The following is a 20,138-nucleotide window of genomic DNA, read 5'->3' as shown; positions in this document are numbered from 1 at the left end:
AAAACATTTTTAATGATACAGAAGGGGCTGGTGTTGTCGGCTGCACCTCCTCTTATCCGGATGAACGGCGATAATGTTTCACAATTAAGAGACAGTTTTGCGGGTGCTCGGTGCGCTGGTAACTGAGGTGATCGGCAATTTTTTGCAAAATCGCGATGCCTCGTCCGCCGCCGCCGCTGCTGTTACCGGCTTGGGCATTCACCTTATTTAAACAGGCTTCGAGATCAAAGGGGGGCCCGTGATCCCAAATGCGAATTTCGATGCGATCGCCATAACGTCGCACCTCTAGCTCAATGGGGGTCGTCGCGGCTAACCCCTCATGGGCATGGCGAACAGCGTTGGTGAAGCCCTCCGCTAAAGCCAACTCACACTGAATCCAAGTTTTGGAGTCAATTTCAGGACTATAACTCGCATTAAACCAGGCCAAAACAGGGTCAAGCTGCTTTAATCGAGTTTGAGTCGTGAGCGTGCTTTGATGCAGAACGTCCAATCGGAAAACTCCCGTTCAAAATTGCTGACCAAACCCACTGGGTTACAAGCCTCACCATTCCAGGCCAACCTTCGAGGCGCTGTTGACTCGCCAGGACGTTAGCGCTAGATCTCCCTAGACTGGGAATTCCCGTGCCCTTCGGCTGGAGAGGATGTCAATTAACCTAGGATGGTGGAATGTTATTCCACCCAATTGGACAATATTATCCCCAATCCGCTACAGTCCCCCTTCACACCCCCTCACCGAATCGCTCCTAGGAGGGCAAGATCTTTTGGCTCCCTGCCTGGGAATCGGAGTTAATGTGTGGGGTTATGGGCTCGGATTTCGGATTAGACTTCGTTTGTACCCAGAAAAACTCTCCCATAGTTTAACGTGAAGTGGAAAGCAATCTTGAAGTATCACCGTAGAATGGGTTACGCCATCTCTCAGTACAGGACAAAGGTTGAAGGAATATTGAGTTTGATGGAGTGGGAGCATCTTGCTCCCTATTGTGACTGACACCAGCGGGCAAGATGCCCGCACTACCTACAAAATCATCAGGGTTGCAGCCCAAACCGGATTTTTTGTCCCGTACTGAAACGCCATCTGTCCAAGCAAAATCCTACAATCTAAATGAAGCCGCGAATTATGATTCCCCGCGTTCCCGATGACTCAGAATAATGGCTCTGCTATGGAGAATATTGTAATTATTGACGATGACCCGGCGATTCAGATGCTGTTAAAGCGGACGCTGGCGAGTCGTGGCTACGAGGTAACGGTGGCGAGCAATGGGGCAGATGGGTTAGCGCAGGTGCAGGCATTACACCCGGCGATGGTGATTTGTGACTGGGTGATGCCGAAGATGAACGGCTTGGATGTCTGCCGTCATGTCAAGTCGTTGCCGGAGTTGGCGACGACGTTTTTTATTCTGCTCACCTCGAAGGGGTCTGTGGAGGATCGAGTCGAGGGGTTGGATGCGGGGGCGGATGATTTTCTCTGTAAGCCGATTGAGATGTTTGAGTTAGAGGCGCGGATTCGCTCCGGGCTGCGGCTCTATCAACTTAATAATGATTTGCAGCGACAGAAGCAGTTGCTAGAGACCGAATTGGCGGAGGCGGCGGATTATGTCTGTTCGTTGTTGCCAGAACCGTCGCCGTCGCCGCCGTTGGTGGTGGATATGCGGTTTATTCCGTCGAGTCAGTTGGGGGGGGATAGTTTTGATTATTATTGGCTCGATGATCAATATGCGGTGATGTATTTGCTCGATGTGTCGGGCCATGGGTTGCGGGCGGCGTTGCCGTCGGTGTCGGTGCTGAATTTGTTGCGATCGCAAGCCCTCAAGCAAGTCAACTACCGTCAACCGGGAGAAGTCCTCGCCGGTTTGAATGAAATTTTTCAAATGACCGCCCGCAACGATAAATACTTCACGATTTGGTACGGGGTCTATAACCAAAAAAATCGCCAACTCACCTACGCCAGTGCGGGTCATCCCCCCGCGCTCCTGCTCTCCCCCCAACGGAATGGCACGATCCACACCTCACCCTTGAAAACCCCTGGCTTCCCGGTGGGCATGTTTCCCAACGTGGTCTATGAAGAAGCCGTCTGCAAAGTTGCGCCCAATTCGAGCCTGTACTTATTCAGTGATGGGATTTATGAACTCCCCCAACCCGATGGGGAACTGTGGGGCCTAGACCGCTTCACCCGTCAGTTACAGGACTATCGTTTAAGCCCCGATCGCAACCTTGACCAAATTATTGCGCAGATGAAGGTGATTAACCAAAATCTGGCGTTTGATGATGATTTATCATTGCTCGAAATTAACTTTGCCCATTAGCTCACGATGGAGGGCGACGCACTATTGCGGTGCGTTGATTTGGGCTTCAAAGTCATCGCGGGTGTCGTAAATATCAAAGACCCGATCCATGCTTGTCAACTCAAACAACATTCTGATCTGTTCGTTGATCGAGCAGAGACACATTTGAGTTTTGTGAGGTTTGGCGGCCCGCACGGTTTTGAGGGCAAGCACCAACGCACCTAACCCTGAGCTATCCATGAAGGTGACATCTTTAAAGTCGATTAGGATCATTTCTACCCCGTTGGACACATGATCGCTAATTTCTTGGCGAAATTCATTCGCCTTCGTGCCATCTAAGATGCCGGACGGCTCAACCACTTTAATTGCTGGATTCATAGGGTGTTACTTTAAAACGCAAGCTGTAACTTGGCAAGGGTGAACGTTGCCAGTATAGCGAGAAGAACCGCTTTGGACTAGACTCCAAGTAAGCGAGTTCGCCTGAATTGAGGGAGATTAATTCTTCGTTTTGAATTCGGCAGTGATCTTAAGCCTACACCACTTGCTTGGTCGTGCAGGGTTTTGGTTTTGAACCAAGTTGACGGGATAACAGCGGGGTTCGATCCCTGGGTTGATGACCGATGATTCAGAAACTGCGATCGCACGTCCCATTGCTCTCCCTCTCGTTGTGCCAGTTAAATCATCATGGAAACCTACGATGTCATTGTTATTGGGGCAGGACATAACGGCCTCGTCTGTGCCGCCTACCTCCTGAAAGCTGGGTATAGCGTGCTCCTTCTCGAAAAACGCCCCGTCCCCGGCGGTGCTGCCACCACCGAAGAAGCCATGCCCGTCGATGCGCCGGGCTTTAAATTTAATCTCTGTGCTATTGATCATGAGTTTATCCACCTCGGCCCGGTGGTGGAGGAGTTGGAACTGGGGAAGTATGGCCTAGAGTATTTACCCTGTGATCCGGTGGTCTATTGCCCGCTGCCCGATGGCTCCCAATTTTTAGCCCATAAATCGATTGAAAAAACCTGCGCGGGGATTGCCCACTATAGCGAGCGGGATGCGGTCAAATATGCGGAATTCGCGAGCTATTGGCAGCAGTTGGGGGGGGCGATCGCGCCCCTATTCAACGCGCCCCCGATGGCAATTCTCGACATCCTCGGTAACTACGGCCTGGAAAACTTAAAAGACCTCCTAGCGGTATTGGGATCGCGCAACAAGGTGCTGGATTTTGTCCGCAACATGATCACCTCCCCCACCGAGTTACTAGAAGAATGGTTTGACAGCGAAACGATCAAGGCTCCCCTGGCTCGCCTCGCCGCCGAAATTGGTGCGCCGCCGTCTCAAAAAGGCATCGCCGTCGGTGCGATGATGATGGCCATGCGCCACCATCCGGGGATGTCTCGCCCCAAAGGCGGTACGGGAGCGTTAACCCAGGCCCTCGTCAACCTCGTCACCGCCAAGGGGGGCAAAATCCTCACCGAGCAGGCGGTGAAACGGCTACTGATTGATGATGGGCGGGTGATTGGCGTGGAAGTGGCCAACGGTAGCGAGTTCCGGGCGATTAAGGGCGTGATTTCTAACATTGATGCGCGGCGGCTGTTTTTGAATTTGGTGGCCCCGGATGAGATTGGCGCGGCTGATCCGAAGTTGCGCGATCGCCTCGATCGCCGCATCGTCAACAACAACGAAACGATCCTGAAAATTGATTGTGCCCTCTCCGAAGCCCCCCGCTTTGAAGCCTACAACCACAGCGATGAATATTTAGTGGGGTCAGTGTTGATCGCCGATTCCGTGGATCATGTGGAAAAAGCCCACGCCCTCTGTACCTTTGGCGAAATCCCCGATCGCGACCCCTCCCTGTACGCGGTCTGTCCGACGATTCTCGATCCCTCCATGGCTCCGGAGGGTAAACACACCCTCTGGATTGAATTTTTCGCGCCGTACCAAATTAAAGGCGCAGAGGGGACGGGGCTGGATGGCACGGGCTGGACGGATGCGGTGAAGGAACAAGTGGCCGATCGCGTCATCGATAAGCTCGCCACCTATGCCCCCAATGTGAAACGCTCAATCATGGCGCGACGGGTGGAAAGTCCGGCGGAACTGGCCCAGCGGCTGGGATCTTACAAGGGCAACTGTTATCACATGGACATGACCTTGGATCAAATGATCTTTTTCCGCCCCTTGCCGGAAATTGCGGACTATAAAACGCCGATTGAGGGGCTGTATCTAACGGGAGCGGGAACCCATCCGGGCGGCTCGATTTCGGGAATGCCGGGGCGCAACTGTGCGCGGGTGTTCATGCAGTCCCAAAATCCGTTAGTTCATCGCTTAGGGGATGCGCAGGCCTATGTGCGATCGCTCGTGAAAGCTGCCTTGGGGGTATCCGGCGGGTGATCCTGTGGAAGATCGACTAATCCTATTGTTTACCTACACGATTAGGCAAAATTTTTGCACCCAATACAGTTTTGATAGGCTTAATTTCTCATGAATTTAAGACGATTTCTAGGTATCACCAGTGTGAGTTTGGGGCTACTGTTTGGCGGTGTGGCTCAGGCAGAGGTGGCGCGATCGCACTATCGGGAGATTTCGCCCCAGGACTACGCCCAGCGTTACGGCATTCTTGGTGATACTCCCCAAGCAACGGCCTTGGAATTATTCGCGGATCTCACTCGTGAAACCGAAGGTCGGCAATCAGAATCCGTGCGGCTTGACTATGATGCTCACGGGGGCGCGATCGCAACCGTAACGGTGGTCGGTTTAGCCGATGATTCCATTGCCGCGATCCGTTTACGCTTAGAGTTTGTCTGGCATCACGAATACGGTTGGCAATTAATTTGGGTCGGACAACAACAACGATGTCGGCGGGGCGAATCGCAAGAATGGACAGCGGCGCTTTGTCCCTAATGGATCAGATGACTATTGCGGGGTTTTAGGATTGCCGCCAATGGGGTTGAAGGGTGTGGGTGAGCACGGCGCGGCAGTTGTCGGGGGTGTAGTTGGCGGTGGTCATTTGGGGGGCTGCGTCGATGTTGAGGAGGCGATCGCACTCTTCGCGGATCGGCTTAATCCCGCAGGGGCTGCGTTTCCAGTCTAAAAGCTGGCTAAACCGCTTTAGCATCAGGTCTTCGGTGTTGTAGAAGTTGAATAATGTGCCCTCAAGATTATTCGCCACCCGCCCCCAGTCTTTGCCGCGATCGCGCCGCACCGTCCCCGCCAACAACACCGCATCCCGCAGTTGAATATCCGCCTCCGACCAGTCCCGCAGCCCATAGTAGGCCACCTGTGTCCCGTGGGAAATTGCCCAGAGGGACACAGTCGTCACGTTTAACTCCCAAATCAGTTTGGGCAAAAAACTCTTGCCGATGCGCTTGAATTGGTTGCGGCAGCGGTTCCAATGGGCGATCGCCTCGGCAGGCTCCTGCTGCGTCAGCGTCCCTAGGGTGAGATTCAACTCATCATCCCACTGCAATTGATAGATCGCCCCCGCCCAGCCCAAGTCACGCATCAGCGATCGCCAGGCCGTGCTAGTCATCCCTTCTGGCGCATGGCCACATTCACCCCCCATCATAATCAGCGCGGTTGACGGGCCAAACGTTGGCTCTAACGGAATTAAAGAGGGACGTTTCATAACGGGAGGATTCAGCCAATACAGAACAATTGCAGGGAACAGAAGGGCTAAAATAAGAGCACGACGCGGAAACCAACGAATTTTTAAGCCAACGAAGTTTTATTGTTATGCCAGCAACAGCGACCTCAACGACCTACGAAGCCGTTATCGGCCTAGAAACCCATTGTCAACTCAACACCAAAACCAAAATTTTTAGCCCGGTTTCGACGGAATTTGGTGCGCCGCCGAACACGAACATCTCGCCCATTTGCTTAGGGTATCCGGGTGTTTTGCCGGTACTCAATGAAAAAGTGTTGGAATCTGCCGTCAAAACTGGCTTAGCACTCAATTGCCAAATTGCCCCCTACAGCAAATTTGATCGTAAGCAATATTTTTACCCAGATTTACCCAAAAATTACCAAATTTCTCAATATGACCTACCCATTGCTGAACATGGTTGGTTAGAGATTGAACTCGTCGATCCCGTCACGAAAGCCGCAACCCGCAAAAAAATCGGCATCACGCGCCTGCACATGGAAGAAGATGCGGGCAAGTTAGTCCATGCGGGGAGCGATCGCCTTTCCGGTTCCACTCATTCCCTGGTGGATTTTAACCGGGCAGGGGTTCCCCTCCTCGAAATCGTCTCCGAACCGGATATTCGCACCGGAGCCGAAGCGGCGGAATATGGCCAAGAATTGCGGCGGATTGTGCGCTATCTGGGAATCAGCGACGGCAATATGCAAGAAGGCTCCCTGCGTTGTGATGTGAATATTTCGATTCGGCCCGTGGGTCAAAAAGAATTCGGCACCAAGATTGAGATTAAAAATATGAACTCGTTTAGTGCGATCCAAAAGGCGATCGACTACGAGATCGAACGGCAAACCAAGGCCCTCGAAGCCGGGGAACCCCTCTACCAAGAAACCCGCCTCTGGGAAGAGGGTAGCCAACGCACGATCAGTATGCGTAAAAAAGAAGGGTCAAGCGATTATCGCTATTTTCCGGAGCCGGATTTACCGCCGATTGAGGTGTCCAAAGAACAGTTAGAACAGTGGCGATCGCAACTGCCGGAACTGCCGGCGGCGAAACGCGATCGCTACGAAACCGATCTGGGCCTCTCGCCCTATGATGTACGGGTGCTCACCGATGATCACCAAATGACGGCCTATTTTGAAAGTGCGATCGCCCTTGGGGCCGACGCGAAACAAATCGCCAACTGGCTCATGGGCGACATCCTCGGCTACCTCAACAGCGAAAAACTCACCATTGCCGATCTCGCCCTTACCCCCGCCACCCTCGCCGAACTCCTCCAACTGATCGAGGATGGCACAATCAGCGGCAAAATCGCCAAAGACATCCTGCCGGAACTACTGACCACCCCCATCGATTCCGTCGCGAAACTGGTCGAAAGCAAGGGCATGACCCAAATTTCCGACCTGAGCGCGATCGAAGTGATGATCGACGAATTGATCGCCGCCAACCCCGACAAAGTGGCACAATTCCGCGCCGGCAAAACAAAGATTCAAGGGTTCTTCATGGGTCAAATCATGAAACAAACCAGCGGCCGCGCCGACCCCAAACTCACCAACCAACTCCTAGTCAAAAAGCTCAAGGGCTAAACCCTAGTAGCATGACATATCTCCATCAGTGGGTTACGGTGAATTGCTAAATTGCAGTTATAGTCCATATTTAAGCCACCTAAACTACCCTACAATAAAGCACCATTTTAGCTGTGCCATCGTCGTAGGGTGCTGTTAGTGAAGCGTCACGCACCGCCCCATTGAGCGTTGGACATCCAAGACGATCCGAATATTGACTTACTCCCCCGTTTAGAAAACGGGGGATTCTGGGATCAAACAGCAATAGCAGGCAACGCCTGTCTGACATCACCTAACCCAATGGCTGAAGCCCCAGCCACTTTAATATTCATCGCCGCATTCTCATCCCGGTCATTCTCTGCCGAGCAACTGGGACACCTCCAATGGCGAGTCTCTAAATCCAGATGCTCCAAAATATGACCGCAACTTGAACAGGTCTTGCTCGAAGGGAACCAGCGGTCAACATAGACCACCCGCTTCCCCTTCTTCGTCGCCACCCACTCCAGGATTTGCAGAAACTCCCGAAACGCCAAATCACTCACCTTACGCCCCCAGAGCCGCTGCATCGCCTTGAGGTTCAAGGTTTCAAAACACAGCACATCAAACTGATTCGTCAGGCGGTGAGCCAACTTCCAGAACCAGTCCCGCCGTCGATGGGCAATATCTTCATGCTTGCGGGATAAGTTTAATCGGGCACGTTCCCGATGGGCTGAACCCTTTTGCTTACGGGACAACTCTCGACTCGCTTTGCGAACCGAGTTAAGTGACTGCTTGAAGAACAAGGGTGCATCAATCTTGAATCCCTCAGAACAGGTCAAGAAGGTCTTAAGTCCAAAATCAAAACCAGCAATTTGACCTGTCTCGGTTTTGACTTCAGGCTCTGACAGGGTATCTACCGTGACAATCATCCACATTTCTCCGAGGGGAGTCCGCTTAATCGTCAGGGTTTTGACCTTGCCCTCAATGGGGCGAGAGTGCCAATATTGATAGACTTTGTTCCCAATCCTGACCCGGTTGCCACCGAGGAATTTGTACCCAGCTTGCTTGAGGGTGAAGGATTTGTACTTTCGGGTCTTCTTAAAGTTTGGCAGGCGAACGCCTTTTTTGTTGTGTTTGAAGAACAGTTGATACGCTTTCTCAATTCGTTGGCAGATATCCTGTACGGCTTGAGAACCCACCTGCAACCACCAGGGGTTCCGTTTCCGAAGCTTGGCGATGTGTTTTTGCAGTCGGGCGCAGTTCAAGTGCTTGCCCCACATTCGGTAGTACCGTTTGTGGAGGGCAACACAATGGTTGTAGATACGCCCTGCGGCATTGATTGTCCGCTTGAGGTATCTATTCCGCTTATGCTGGTAGAGCTTGAACTTGAGCGTTTTCAATGGTTGCTATGATACCTCGGTATCACGGCTGAATAAATTCAGCCCTTCGCTTATATCCCCTGTTTGGAAAACGGGGGCTTTACGCTTTACATTCGTAAGTCTTGACTCTGCACTAGGGCTGTCACTGCCTCACGGCCTCGACGTGAGGCAGGAACGGCTAAACGCCCTCAACTCCGAAAAGCTGGCCCTGCAAACCATGGCCAATTCTTCGGAATGCCGCATCGAGCCTCAATTCCCAAAAATTCATCGCTACTAGACAAAAATGGGGCAAAATTTTACGGAAACTTCACCTACAAATCGAAGAAACAGGGTTTGATGGTAGATAGGGCATACAGTATTGTGCCGGCATAGTTTTCGTTTGGGTTGGTCACAGCGACAGGAACATTCTGTTTATTGGGGTTATGGTAGTCATGAAAAACGCAGTTCAATCTCTTCTTTTCGGTGCATCTTTAGCCTTGGGTTTAGGCGCATTCGCCACCACCCCCGCCTTAGCGGGAACCCTCACCGGCGCGAGCGTCAGTGGGACTCACCTCACCTACGGTGTTACTGGTAATGAAACCTTCAAAGTCGCCAACACCGCTACCAACTGGCAAACGTCCCTCGATGGTTTAGGTAATGTGGAACTGGGCGGCAACACCAACACCCCCAACACCGCCGACTTCAACAATGCCATTACCCTCACCGGCCAAGTGGATGGGTTTGATGTGGTGATCAGCAGCCTCACTGCTGCGGACTGGTTTGGCGCGGGGAATGCCACCACGAGTTACGGCAATGATGATTTAGCCAACATCTGGTTTGATGCCGCCTTTGCGGCCTACGGCATCACGGATAATGGTATTGCTCAGGCCGTGAGTGGTGTTGCTTATCAAACGGTGTTGGGTCAAACGGGTAACCCGGTGTTAGCCCAATTGGCAGCAACCCAAGCCGCAGCAATGGCCCCGACAACGGCTAGCCTGTTCGATCGCTTCTTGACCAGTGGTGGTTTTGAGCGGTTCAGTGATCCCAATGTGCAGTCTGTGGCGAGTAATGCGGAGGGCGGTCTTGATATCGTTCTTGCGGGTCACTACGATGCAACGCCGCAACTCTTTTCATTCTTGAACAGCACGGAATTAGCGGTGGTGGCAACCTTGGCTGGCGGCCCGATCCAAGCCAGCGAGTTGGTGAAGGTGTCCTATAAAGGCAATAGTTACTACCAATTTGGTTTCTCGGCCACGCAATCTGGTGTGGTTGATCCCCTGGATAATGTGTCTCACACGGGGAATTACACCTTGGCCCAAGCGGTTCCGGCGGAATCGGAACCGGTGCCGGAGCCTTCGTTGCTGTTGGGCTTGGCGGTGGTGGGGGGTGCGATCGCTTCCACCCGGCGCAAGTCTGCCTAAACCCTACCGACGGATTAACCCCCTGAATTGATGGCATTGAACTAACCCATAAACTGAAACGCGCTAGATCAACCCTGGCGCGTTTTATTGTTGAATGGGGGAGTTGCAATCGTCTGGTGCTGTGAGCGATCGCCCTGATATTGGTTATATTCCCACCCCTGCCGCCATGGTGACGACTTTGCTGTACTTAGCGCGGGTGGGGCCGACGGATGTGGTGTATGACTTGGGGTGTGGGGATGGGCGCGTGTTGATCGCAGCGGCCCAACGGTGGGGAACCCTAGGGGTGGGGATTGAATTGGATGGGGCCTTGGTGGCAAAAGCGCGATCGCAGGCGATCGCCGCCAATGTTGCCCATCTCGTCGAGTTCCGCCAGGGTAATCTCTTTGACTGCGACCTCCACCCCGCCACGGTGGTCTTCCTCTACTTGCTCCCCCATCTCAACCTCCGCCTCCGCCCCCGCCTCCAAGCACACCTCCAGCCCGGCAGCCGCATCATCAGCCGCGATTTTGACCTGGGGGATTGGCCGCCGACGCGCACCTGTACCGCCGTAGCGGAGGAAGAACCCGCAACGCTGTACTGCTGGGAACTTTAAACCCTCTTTAGTCCGGATAATGAATGATCGATGGGCAGCCAAAAACGAAAACAACTGCCCTGCGCTGGGGTGGACTGGCAATCAATAGAGCCGCGATGCTTTTCCACAATGATTTTGTAGCTCAGGGCCAGCCCCAAGCCCGTGCCTTGGCCAATGGGTCGGGTGGTAAAAAACGGGTCAAACATTTGGGATTGGACATCGGGCGGGATGCCGACTCCGTTATCTGCGATCGCAATCATAATCCCTGGCGTTGCTGACCCCGTTTCCCGATCACGGCCGCCCAACTCATGCGCCGTCGTGATCGTGATTGTCGGTTGGCGATCGCCCTGAGCATTGCAGTAGGGATTGAGGGCAAGAATCGCGTTTTCGAGCAGATTAAACAGCACCTGATTAATCAACGCCGGGTAGCACTCCACCGGGGGCAACATGCCGTAGTCTTTTTGGAGGGCGATCGGCGGCCCATCAAGATTGCATTGAAGCTTGCTTTGGAGCAGGAGCAGCGTATTTTCAATCCCCTCATGCACATCCACCACTTTCAACTGCGCCTCATCCAAGCGCGAAAAATTCCGCAACGAGGTCACAATCGCCTCCACCCGCTTCGAGCCGTCCTGCATCGACTGAATCAACTGGGGAAAATCCTGTTCAATAAAGTCAAGCTCAGCTTCGACCAAGGCATTCGCCAACACCGGATGAGGCTCAGGATAGTAGGTTTGGTAAAGGTGAACCAATTCCAACAGGGTCGTGGCGTAAAATTTGGCGTGGAGTAGATTTCCATGGATGAAGGTGATCGGATTATTGATTTCGTGGGCAATCCCCGCCACCAAACGCCCCAAGCTGGACATTTTTTCCGTTTGGATGAGTTGGAGTTGCGTAGTTTTTAACTCCTGGAGCGCATTGCCCAGTTCTTGATTTTTCGTCCCAAGATCCGCAAACGCCGCCTCCATCCGTTCCATCATCACATTGAAGGCCGTGGCCAATGTGCCGAGTTCGTTGGTTTGGTCAATCTGGACACGGGTTTGAAAATCCCCATCACTAATCGCTTCGGCGGCGTGGGTCAAGCGATGCAGCGGCTTAACGATGCGGCGCGTGATCCCAAGCCCGACGGCGATCGCGATCGCGATCGCCCCCCCACCCGTCCACAGCATCATCGTCATCAACTTCCACACCGGAGCATACACCTCCATCACCGGCAACTCCACCACCACATACCACCCAACGCTATACACCAACGCCGTCACCCCCAACACCGATTGGCCCTGCAATCCCTGATAGATCTTGAATCGATTAGAGGGATCGCTGTGCAAAATACGGGAAGCAATGGCATTCGGGAGACGCTCTAATTGACCGGTGTGGTGAGCCGTCTCAACATTTCGGGTTTTGGTCAGGACGCGCTGACGCCGATCGACAATGTAGATCGACCCATTCCGACCAACGGAGGTTTGGGCAATAATCCCATTCAGGCCTTCTAAATTGACCGATGCGAGCAACACCCCATCGAGTTGATCGGACGCATCATAGAGGGGCGTGGCGATGGTTACCAAAAGGGTTTGGCGATCAGTATCTAACGTCACCGGACTCAGAAGCTGTTCCGAGCGATTGAGCACACGCCGCACCATTTGCCGATGGGAAATCAAAAATGCCTGCTCCGCATCTCCGGCTTGATAGGGGGCGACCCCCGCCCGGAATTCACCCTGACGATCAAAGATAGCCACGACTTCATAGGCATGGTTTGTCCGGGTTAAGCCTTCGAGGAAACGCTGTTGAGCATCGGGTTCAATCCGACTCAGACCTCGGACTTTGCTGAAGTAGTTAAACGGATATTGCAGCCCGTTGAGATGGGATTCAATGTCGCCGACGGCGGCTTGGACTCGTGCTTGCTGAAGTTGCCAGGCCTCGTCTAGGTGGGCTTGATAACTTAAGACCGTTAAACTCCCTCCTACCATCAAGACCGTCAGCACAGCGATCGCCACTAAGCCGAATTGAATGAATTGGGTCAGCGACCAAGAGGGGCGCAAGGCTTGACGCAGGGAGGGTGCTGTCATGGTGAACGCAAAACCAAGGGAGCAAGAGTAACGGACGGTGGGCGGGTACGGGGTATGGGTGGCTCTGCACCCCCGCCCTACACTTGAATCAATTCAGTGCGGTTTAAATCCAGGGCCAACCCAAAGGCTTGGGGACCGCCCACGGAGTCCAAGGCCTGCCGCACGAAGGATGGATCAACCAATTCTGCGGCGGACTGGGTGGGGTCTAGGCTATTTAACCATGGAACGTCCTCTGCGAATTGAGTGGTTTGGCAGGCTTTGATCAGGGCTTCGGTGTAGGAGGGAAAGGGGTAGGGTTGAAAGTCAACGCGGCGCGATCGCCATTCCGGATGTTGAATCGCTCCTTGGCGGCGATAAAAATCATGATCATTATGGGTCAGCACCCGTTCGAGGATGGCGAGGGAATGGGGCATATAGTTGCCCCCGGCTTGGGAGAGCAAATGCGCCAGTTCCGGTCGATTCCATTGGGCCCACTGTTGGGCCTTGACGACGGCGTTCACAATTCGTTGTGTCCAGTCGGGCCGGTTTTGCACGTCATCATCATGCATCAGCACCACACAACAGGCGTGGTCTTTCCACACATCTCCCGTCAGCCGCAGGATTTTACCGCTTTGCCGGGTTTCGGCGGCGGAGTTGTAGGGTTCGGCGACGATGTAGCCGGCGATCGCTTCGAGTTGGAGCGCATCGAGCATATCGAGGGGCGACAACACCTGTAAACCCACCTGATCGGCGGCCACCCTGTCCCCTGGTTTTTGGATCATGGGGGTCAGGCCGTGATGACGCAGGAGCATTTGCAGCACCACATTATGGATTGAGTACCATGAGGGAATCGCCAGCGATCGCCCGCCAAGATCCGTCACCTGATTCACCGTCGGCAGCACCGTCAAGGCCGACCCGTTGGTGTGGTTCCAGGCCACCACCCGACCGGGAAACTGCACCCCATAGCGCATCCAGATCGCCGTTGGCATCAGGATATGGATCACATTCACCTCACGATCCATAAACCCTTGGGCGATCGCCGCCCAGGAACGGTAAGACTTGGGCCGCGAGGCTTCTAAGCCCTCCGCCCGATAAAAGCCCTTATCGTAGGCCGCCAACAAGGCCGAAGCATCGGTAATCGGCAAATATCCCACCCGGACAACGGGATCATCAACGGGGGGCTGCCAGCGGGCGCAACTATTCAAAACTGCCGTTGTGCCCATCGATGCTGCCACCAAGCCGCTGTAGCGCAGCCATTGCCGACGGGTCAGGCGTGAAATTGGATGGGGAGAAACCATAGCAATCAAACCCCTCAGGAACGTGGATAGGTTTGTTTTAAAGCGATGCCTAATCATTGTGACGAAACGGCGATCGCACCGCCGTACTCCAGCCCACAAAATCCTCGGTTGATCCGGGGAACCTCTGGGGAAACACGGCAAGAGGATGTCAAAATGACTCCACCCTAGCACAGTTGCATCGGGACAAAATCAGCGTTAGGCTTAATCGGGTCAGTTTAGAGACCCTCGCCCATGGCCTATTGTTACGATTTTCCCCGCCCGGCCCTGACCGTTGATTGTGTTGTCTTTGGGCTAGATGAGCAAAACAGTTTAAAAGTGCTCCTGATTCGGCGTAACCTTCCCCCCTTCAAAGGGGAATGGGCCTTACCCGGCGGCTTTGTTCGTCCCGATGAAACCCTCGAACAGTCGGCCCGACGCGAACTCGGCGAAGAAACCGGTGTCAAGGATATTTTCTTAGAACAGCTTTATACCTTTGGGGCAGTGGAACGTGATCCCCGCGATCGCATCATCACCGTCGCCTATTACGCCCTCGTCAACCTCACCGAACACACCATCAACGCCACCACCGATGCCGACGAAGCCAAATGGTTTCCCATTGATGCCCTGCCCAGCCTCGCCTTCGACCATCTCCACATTTTCCAACAGGCCCTCCAACGCCTCAAAGGGAAACTCCGCTACGAACCCATCGGCTTTGAACTCCTGCCCCAAAAATTCCCCCTCTCCCAACTTCAGCACCTCTACGAAACCGTCCTCGGCAAGCCCCTCGACAAACGCAACTTTCGCAAGAAAATCCTCAAAATGGGACTCCTCACCGCCCTCGAAGAATGGCAAACCGATGTCGCCCATCGCGCCGCTCGCCTCTACGCCTTCGACCCGGAACAATACCAAGAGTTAAAACAGCAGGGGTTTAATTTTGAACTCTAGGCGCGTTTGGGGGTGAGGCGTGATTTAATCGCGCTTGAAAGGGGGCAGGCTCCCAATGCTGGGCCCAAGCGATGTAGTCGTTGATGGCCATGGGACGGGCGAGGGCGTAGCCTTGGCCACAGGCGCAGTCAAACTGCTGGAGAATGTGGGCGATCGCATCGGATTCGATCCCTTCGGCAATCACATTAATGTGGTGAGCGTGGGCGATCGCTAAAATACTCTGTACCAGTGCCAGACTTTTCGAGTCGCGGTGAAGCTCTTTGATGAACCGTTGATCGATCTTCAACACATCAATGGGCAGGGCGTGGAGATGGGTTAAAGATGAATAGCCCGTCCCAAAATCATCCAAGGACACCCGCACCCCCAGGGCCTTACACTGCTGGAGAATGGTACGGGTGCGGTCAAAATTCTTAATCGATGCAACCTCCAAAATTTCGATCTCCAACACCTCACCAGACACCTTCGCGCTCGTCAATAATGCCGCCAACCGATCGGGGAAGTTTCGATTCTCAATCGTTCTCGGATTGACGTTGACGCTGAAGGGGCCAGCGACCCCATGCTGATCCAACAGCTTGCTATGGGCGAGGGCAGTGCGAATCACCCAGTTGTCCAGTTCCCACTCCAACTCTGTATCTTGAATGGCAGTGGTGATCTCCGTGGGGGAATAGGACTGATCGCCGTTAAACCACCGCAGAAGTGCTTCTGCGCCCACAGGAACACCATCACGCAGGCTGATTTTGGGTTGATAGTAGAGAACGAATTCATCATTACGGATGGCCGTTGCGATCGCCCTGAGCAGGTCACGTCGCGATAATTTGAGTTGGTGGGTTTCGGTGTCAAAGAAACAGACGCGCGATTTCCCATTTTCCTTGGCTTCGTACATGGCCTGGTCTGCATGGCGCAGCAAGACTTCTGGCTCAACGTTGTCAGTGGGGTAGAGGGTCACACCAATGCTGGCGGTGATCTCAAAGGTTCCCACGGGTGTTCCATAGACATCTTCGATCGCACATTGCAGACGGCGCACCGCTGCATTGATGTCCGCCTCATTCACCAACACCCCCGCAAACTCATCGCCCCCAATCCGTGCAAAGAAGTCCTTAGGGCCTGCACTCCGCTGTAATCGGTGGGCAACTCCGACCAGGACTTCATCACCGACGGCATGGCCGTGGCGATCGTTGATGAGCTTGAAATTGTCTAGGTCAATAAATACCACCGCGACAGGGATGCGATCGCGACGCGCCGTCTGCACCGCTGCATTTAAGCGATCGGCAAAAAACTTACGATTGGGCAAATCCGTGAGGGCATCATGGTACGCCAAATGCTCGATTTTTTGCTGAGCGGTGATAATTTCCGTAATATCCTGAGCCGTCCCGATCGACCGATCCGCGTTCCCCTGCTCATCGTAGAGGGTCACGCCTCGCGCCTCGATCCATTTCACCGTCCCCGCAGCCTTGATGCGATACCGGAGGGAATACTCCGTTTGCTCTTGGATAGAAGCCTGATAAGCCTGATGGACAAAATCACGATCGTCATCGTAAATCAAGTCCAAAAAAAGTCCATAATCGGGGCTTAGGGCTTCACCGTCTAAGCCATAAATGGCGTAAATCTCTTCAGACCAATAAAGATCGCCATTTTTGTGGTCAAGCTCCCAAAATCCAACTCCAGATAGACGTTGTGTCTCCTGTCGTCGGCGCTCAGACACGGCGAGAGCGCTTGATAACTCACGAACCCGATCCTTATCCATAGCTGACCACGTCAAAAATCACCCTTGATCATTTGTGATGGGGCTGGCTTCATCATAACGGTCAATCTCAACACAATACCCATGAATCACTTCCTGGCGTTGGATTTCACCACGCAATAGGGCCGCAATCACCATCCTCGCCCGCCACAGGCCAGGGGAAGCCATCCTATCGACAGATCAGCCCGCCATCGGAACAACTCCCGCCCGTCTACCTGGGGGCAAGGGGCGAGAGCGGTCAAGGATTAGGATACCGGATGGAGATCCTGACCAATTGCCGTGGGGTGTTCGACGTGACCGAGGGCAGCGTTGATCTCGGTGGCGAATTCTTCCGAGAGGCGACCGTGATAGGCATCCATCAGCAGAGACTTAAGATCGCTGATCAAGGGATAGCGGGGGTTAGAGCCAGTGCATTGGTCGTCGAAGGATTGATCGGCCAATTCCTCTAAACGGGCTTGAAATTCTGAGGCGCGATCGCCCAAGGCCTCCTTCAAACTCGTGGGAATACCCACCCGTTGTTTTAGGGTCTCAATGGCGATGATCAGTTGATTCACCTTCGCCGCTTCATCCTCACCCGGCAACCCCAAATAGCTGGCGATGCGGGCGTAGCGCCATTTCGCATTCGGGTATTTGTATTGAGAGAATGTCGCCTGTTTAAAGGGTGCATCGGTGGCGTTATAGCGGATCACATAGGTGATCATCAACGCATTAGCCATGCCGTGGGGAATGCCAAACATCGCCCCCAATTGATGGGCCATGGAGTGACAAATTCCCAAGAAACCATTGGCGAAGGCCATGCCTGCGATCGTTGAGGCATAGTGCATTTTTTCGCGAGCCTTCGGATTCGCCGCCCCCTCATGGTAGGCAGCCGGTAAATATTTGAAAATTAAGCGCGTCGCCTCCAAACACAGGCCATTGGTATATTCCGAGGCCAACACCGACACATAGGACTCCAGAGCATGGGTCAACGCATCCACCCCGCCAAAGGCCGTTAGGGATTTGGGCATATGGCGCACCAGATCCGCATCAATGATCGCCATGGTCGGGGTGAGGGCATAGTCTGCCAGGGGATATTTAATCTGTTTCTGGCGATCGGTCACCACGGCGAAGGGCGTGACTTCGGAGCCGGTGCCGGAGGTGGTGGGGATCGCCACGAGGACAGCTTTAGACCCCAAGGGTGGCAAGTCGTAGACCCGCTTCCGGATATCCATAAACCGCATCGCCAAGCCTTCAAACTCAATTTCCGGATGCTCGTACAGCAGCCACATAATTTTCGCCGCATCCATGGGAGAACCACCCCCGATCGCAATAATCACATCCGGATTAAACCGCCGCATCCGGTCTAGGCCCCGGTTCACGGTTTCCAACGAGGGATCAGGCTCCACATCATTAAAAATTTCGGATTTCAACCCCATATCATCGAGGACATCTTCGAGGGAGGCGGTTAGGCCCAAGTCGTAGATCGGTTTATCGGTGACAATAAACGCCCGTTCTTTGCCTGCCAAATCCCGCAGGGCTACTGGGAGCGACCCCGGTTTGAAGTAGATTTTCGGCGGGACGCGGAACCACAGCATATTTTCGCGCCGCTCGGCGACGGTCTTGATGTTGAGGAGGTGATGGGGTTCGACGTTTTCGCTGATCGAGTTGCCGCCCCAGGTGCCGCAGCCGAGGGTGAGGGACGGGTCAAGGCGGAAGTTGTACAGGTCACCGATCGCACCTTGGGACGAGGGCGTATTAATCAGCACCCGCGCCGTCTGGACGTTGTTTTCAAAGCGGCGGATATGGTCGAGGTTATCGGGGGAGGTGTAGAGGACGGCGGTATGGCCGCGGCCCCCCAGTTCCACGAGGGCTTCGGCTTTATCGACCCCGGCGAGGAAGTCCGGCACGCGATACATGGCCAGGATCGGGGACAGTTTTTCCTGGGCAAAGGGTTCATCCAGGCTGACTTCCTCCACTTCTCCGATTAACACACGGGTTTCGGGGGGGATTTGAATGTCGGCGATCGCGGCGAGTTTTTCCACGGGTTGCCCAACAATATCCGCATTGAGGCGACCGTTAACGATGATTTTGGCTCCGAGGCGATCGCGCTCCTCCGGCGTGAGAATATAAGCCCCACGATGGCGAAATTCCGTTTTCACCGCCTCATAGATCGAATCCACCACAATCACCGACTGCTCACTGGCGCAGATCATCCCATTATCAAAGGTCTTACTGAGAATAATCGACGACACCGACAGCTTAATATGGGCGGTTTCATCAATCAGCGCCGGGGTATTGCCAGCCCCCACCCCCAGGGATGGATTTCCCGACGAATAGGCCGCCCGCACCATGCCAGGCCCCCCCGTGGCGAGGATTAAATTAATCTTGGTGTGCTGCATCAGGGCTTGGGACAGGGGCACAGTAGGCTCATCAATCCAGCCGATAATATCAGCGGGCGCACCGGCGGCCACGGCAGCATCGCGGATCACCTTAGCAGCGGCAATCGTGCAGTTCTTGGCGCGGGGGTGGGGCGAAAAGATGATCCCGTTGCGGGTTTTGAGGGCGATTAAGGCTTTAAAAATGGCCGTGGATGTGGGGTTGGTGGTGGGCACAATCCCGGCTAGGAGTCCCACGGGTTCGGCAATTTTTTGAATCCCGAACGCTTGATCCACTTCGATAATGCCGCAGGTTTTTTCGTGTTTATATTTGTTGTAGATAATTTCGGACGCAAAATGATTTTTAATCACTTTGTCTTCGGTCACCCCCATGCCGGTTTCCGTGGCGGCCAGTTTGGCAAGGGGAACTCGTGCGGTATTGGCCGCGAGGGCAGCTTGTTTAAAAATCGCATCTACCTGCTCTTGGCTGAAGCTGGCATAGGTGGATTGGGCAGTTTTAACCCGTTGAATCAGGTCTTCAAGTTCTGGGATTGTGGTGACAAAACTAGACATAAGTAATGATGTTGGGAGGACTAAATACGGTCTGGTGGCGAGAAAGGCGGCCTAGGCTGGACTTGGCTTCATCGTGTAGAGCGATCGCTAAACAGTCAAGGCAAAACCCGATCACCCAGAGGAGAAACTCAATGTCCGCCTCGGTCAATGGCGGCGAGTCAGCCATTGCATGATCGTGTGATGCAGAGATACCCGTTATCGTGAGATATAGCACTAGCCAGAGCGGTTAGGACATTCAGAGACCCTGGAACAAGGGACTTAAGCCCCATGCCTGTCCTAAGGCCCTTGTTGATTGCTATACATTTGATCATTAGTGTTGAGATCGCTTCGGCGGTTGCTACCGCCATGGTCGCGTAGAATATCGCCAACCCATCAAGATTGAAGATGGGCTTAAGGTTTACG

At 53.8% G+C, this 20,138-nt stretch carries 16 protein-coding genes; 7 read left to right on the top strand and 9 right to left on the bottom strand.

Features of this window, described 5'->3' with window-relative positions; all coding sequences use genetic code 11:
* Window positions 1–52 precede the first annotated feature (52 nt).
* The gene (locus SPI6313_RS12850; protein ID WP_072621359.1) at window positions 53–490 is read right to left on the bottom strand and encodes an ATP-binding protein; all 438 of its coding nucleotides are present in this window, start codon (window positions 488–490) and stop codon (window positions 53–55) included.
* 670 nt (window positions 491–1,160) lie between these two features.
* Here SPI6313_RS12850 and SPI6313_RS12845 point away from each other — a divergent pair.
* On the top strand, window positions 1,161–2,303 hold the full coding sequence (locus SPI6313_RS12845; RefSeq protein ID WP_072621358.1) for a PP2C family protein-serine/threonine phosphatase: 1,143 nt from the start codon (window positions 1,161–1,163) through the stop codon (window positions 2,301–2,303).
* A 21-nt stretch (window positions 2,304–2,324) separates the two neighbouring features.
* Here SPI6313_RS12845 and SPI6313_RS12840 read toward each other — a convergent pair whose 3' ends face one another.
* The gene (locus SPI6313_RS12840; protein ID WP_072621357.1) at window positions 2,325–2,660 is read right to left on the bottom strand and encodes an STAS domain-containing protein; all 336 of its coding nucleotides are present in this window, start codon (window positions 2,658–2,660) and stop codon (window positions 2,325–2,327) included.
* A gap of 306 nt (window positions 2,661–2,966) precedes the next feature.
* Between SPI6313_RS12840 and crtO the strand changes: the two genes are divergently transcribed.
* Complete coding sequence (gene crtO / locus SPI6313_RS12835) at window positions 2,967–4,667, top strand: beta-carotene ketolase CrtO (RefSeq protein WP_072621356.1); 1,701 nt, start codon at window positions 2,967–2,969, stop codon at window positions 4,665–4,667.
* Window positions 4,668–4,757: 90 nt separating this feature from the next.
* Window positions 4,758–5,177, top strand: a complete 420-nt coding sequence (locus tag SPI6313_RS12830) for a hypothetical protein (RefSeq protein ID WP_139276636.1) — start codon at window positions 4,758–4,760, stop codon at window positions 5,175–5,177.
* 25 nt (window positions 5,178–5,202) lie between these two features.
* Here the strand turns inward: SPI6313_RS12830 and SPI6313_RS12825 are convergent, their stop codons facing one another.
* Window positions 5,203–5,901: a hypothetical protein gene (locus SPI6313_RS12825; RefSeq protein ID WP_072621354.1), complete on the bottom strand. Its 699-nt coding sequence runs from the start codon at window positions 5,899–5,901 to the stop codon at window positions 5,203–5,205.
* Between the two features lie 107 nt (window positions 5,902–6,008).
* Here SPI6313_RS12825 and gatB point away from each other — a divergent pair, with 107 nt between their 5' ends.
* Complete coding sequence (gene gatB / locus SPI6313_RS12820) at window positions 6,009–7,496, top strand: Asp-tRNA(Asn)/Glu-tRNA(Gln) amidotransferase subunit GatB (protein ID WP_072621353.1); 1,488 nt, start codon at window positions 6,009–6,011, stop codon at window positions 7,494–7,496.
* A gap of 233 nt (window positions 7,497–7,729) precedes the next feature.
* Here gatB and SPI6313_RS12815 read toward each other — a convergent pair whose 3' ends face one another.
* Complete coding sequence (locus SPI6313_RS12815; protein WP_072621352.1) at window positions 7,730–8,854, bottom strand: RNA-guided endonuclease InsQ/TnpB family protein; 1,125 nt, start codon at window positions 8,852–8,854, stop codon at window positions 7,730–7,732.
* A gap of 410 nt (window positions 8,855–9,264) precedes the next feature.
* Here SPI6313_RS12815 and SPI6313_RS12810 point away from each other — a divergent pair, with 410 nt between their 5' ends.
* A complete protein-coding gene (locus SPI6313_RS12810) occupies window positions 9,265–10,233 on the top strand; it encodes an NF038130 family PEP-CTERM protein (protein ID WP_072621351.1) in 969 nt (322 codons plus the stop codon).
* 103 nt (window positions 10,234–10,336) lie between these two features.
* On the top strand, window positions 10,337–10,825 hold the full coding sequence (locus SPI6313_RS12805; protein ID WP_245788753.1) for an SAM-dependent methyltransferase: 489 nt from the start codon (window positions 10,337–10,339) through the stop codon (window positions 10,823–10,825).
* On the opposite strand, the gene SPI6313_RS12800 is transcribed toward SPI6313_RS12805, so the two are convergent.
* Together SPI6313_RS12800 and SPI6313_RS12795 are read right to left on the bottom strand one after the other, a co-directional pair.
* Window positions 10,822–12,867, bottom strand: coding sequence for a HAMP domain-containing histidine kinase (locus SPI6313_RS12800; protein ID WP_072621349.1), 2,046 nt, complete (start codon window positions 12,865–12,867; stop codon window positions 10,822–10,824). The genes SPI6313_RS12805 and SPI6313_RS12800 overlap by 4 nt on opposite strands.
* A 77-nt stretch (window positions 12,868–12,944) precedes the next feature.
* Window positions 12,945–14,144, bottom strand: coding sequence for an ABC transporter substrate-binding protein (locus SPI6313_RS12795; RefSeq protein WP_072621348.1), 1,200 nt, complete (start codon window positions 14,142–14,144; stop codon window positions 12,945–12,947).
* A 231-nt stretch (window positions 14,145–14,375) separates the two neighbouring features.
* On the opposite strand from SPI6313_RS12795, the gene SPI6313_RS12790 reads away from it, so the two are divergent.
* The gene (locus tag SPI6313_RS12790) at window positions 14,376–15,068 is read left to right on the top strand and encodes an NUDIX hydrolase (RefSeq protein ID WP_072621347.1); all 693 of its coding nucleotides are present in this window, start codon (window positions 14,376–14,378) and stop codon (window positions 15,066–15,068) included.
* On the opposite strand, the gene SPI6313_RS12785 is transcribed toward SPI6313_RS12790, so the two are convergent.
* The 3 genes from SPI6313_RS12785 to SPI6313_RS23570 all read right to left on the bottom strand — a co-directional run bounded on the left by SPI6313_RS12785 (window position 15,052) and on the right by SPI6313_RS23570 (window position 19,902).
* Window positions 15,052–16,770: a putative bifunctional diguanylate cyclase/phosphodiesterase gene (locus SPI6313_RS12785; RefSeq protein ID WP_217650598.1), complete on the bottom strand. Its 1,719-nt coding sequence runs from the start codon at window positions 16,768–16,770 to the stop codon at window positions 15,052–15,054. The two genes, SPI6313_RS12790 and SPI6313_RS12785, sit on opposite strands and share 17 nt — an antisense overlap.
* 284 nt (window positions 16,771–17,054) lie before the next feature.
* Entirely contained in the window at window positions 17,055–19,736 is a 2,682-nt protein-coding gene (gene adhE / locus SPI6313_RS12780) for a bifunctional acetaldehyde-CoA/alcohol dehydrogenase (protein ID WP_072621345.1), read from the bottom strand.
* Window positions 19,729–19,902, bottom strand: coding sequence for a hypothetical protein (locus SPI6313_RS23570; RefSeq protein WP_175551135.1), 174 nt, complete (start codon window positions 19,900–19,902; stop codon window positions 19,729–19,731). Before SPI6313_RS23570 ends, adhE begins: the two co-directional genes overlap by 8 nt.
* Window positions 19,903–20,138 lie beyond the last annotated feature (236 nt).

Origin of the sequence: Spirulina major PCC 6313 (genome assembly GCF_001890765.1) — a bacterium.
Taxonomy (GTDB): domain Bacteria; phylum Cyanobacteriota; class Cyanobacteriia; order Cyanobacteriales; family Spirulinaceae; genus Spirulina; species Spirulina major.
This window is presented reverse-complemented; position numbering and strand designations above follow the sequence as displayed.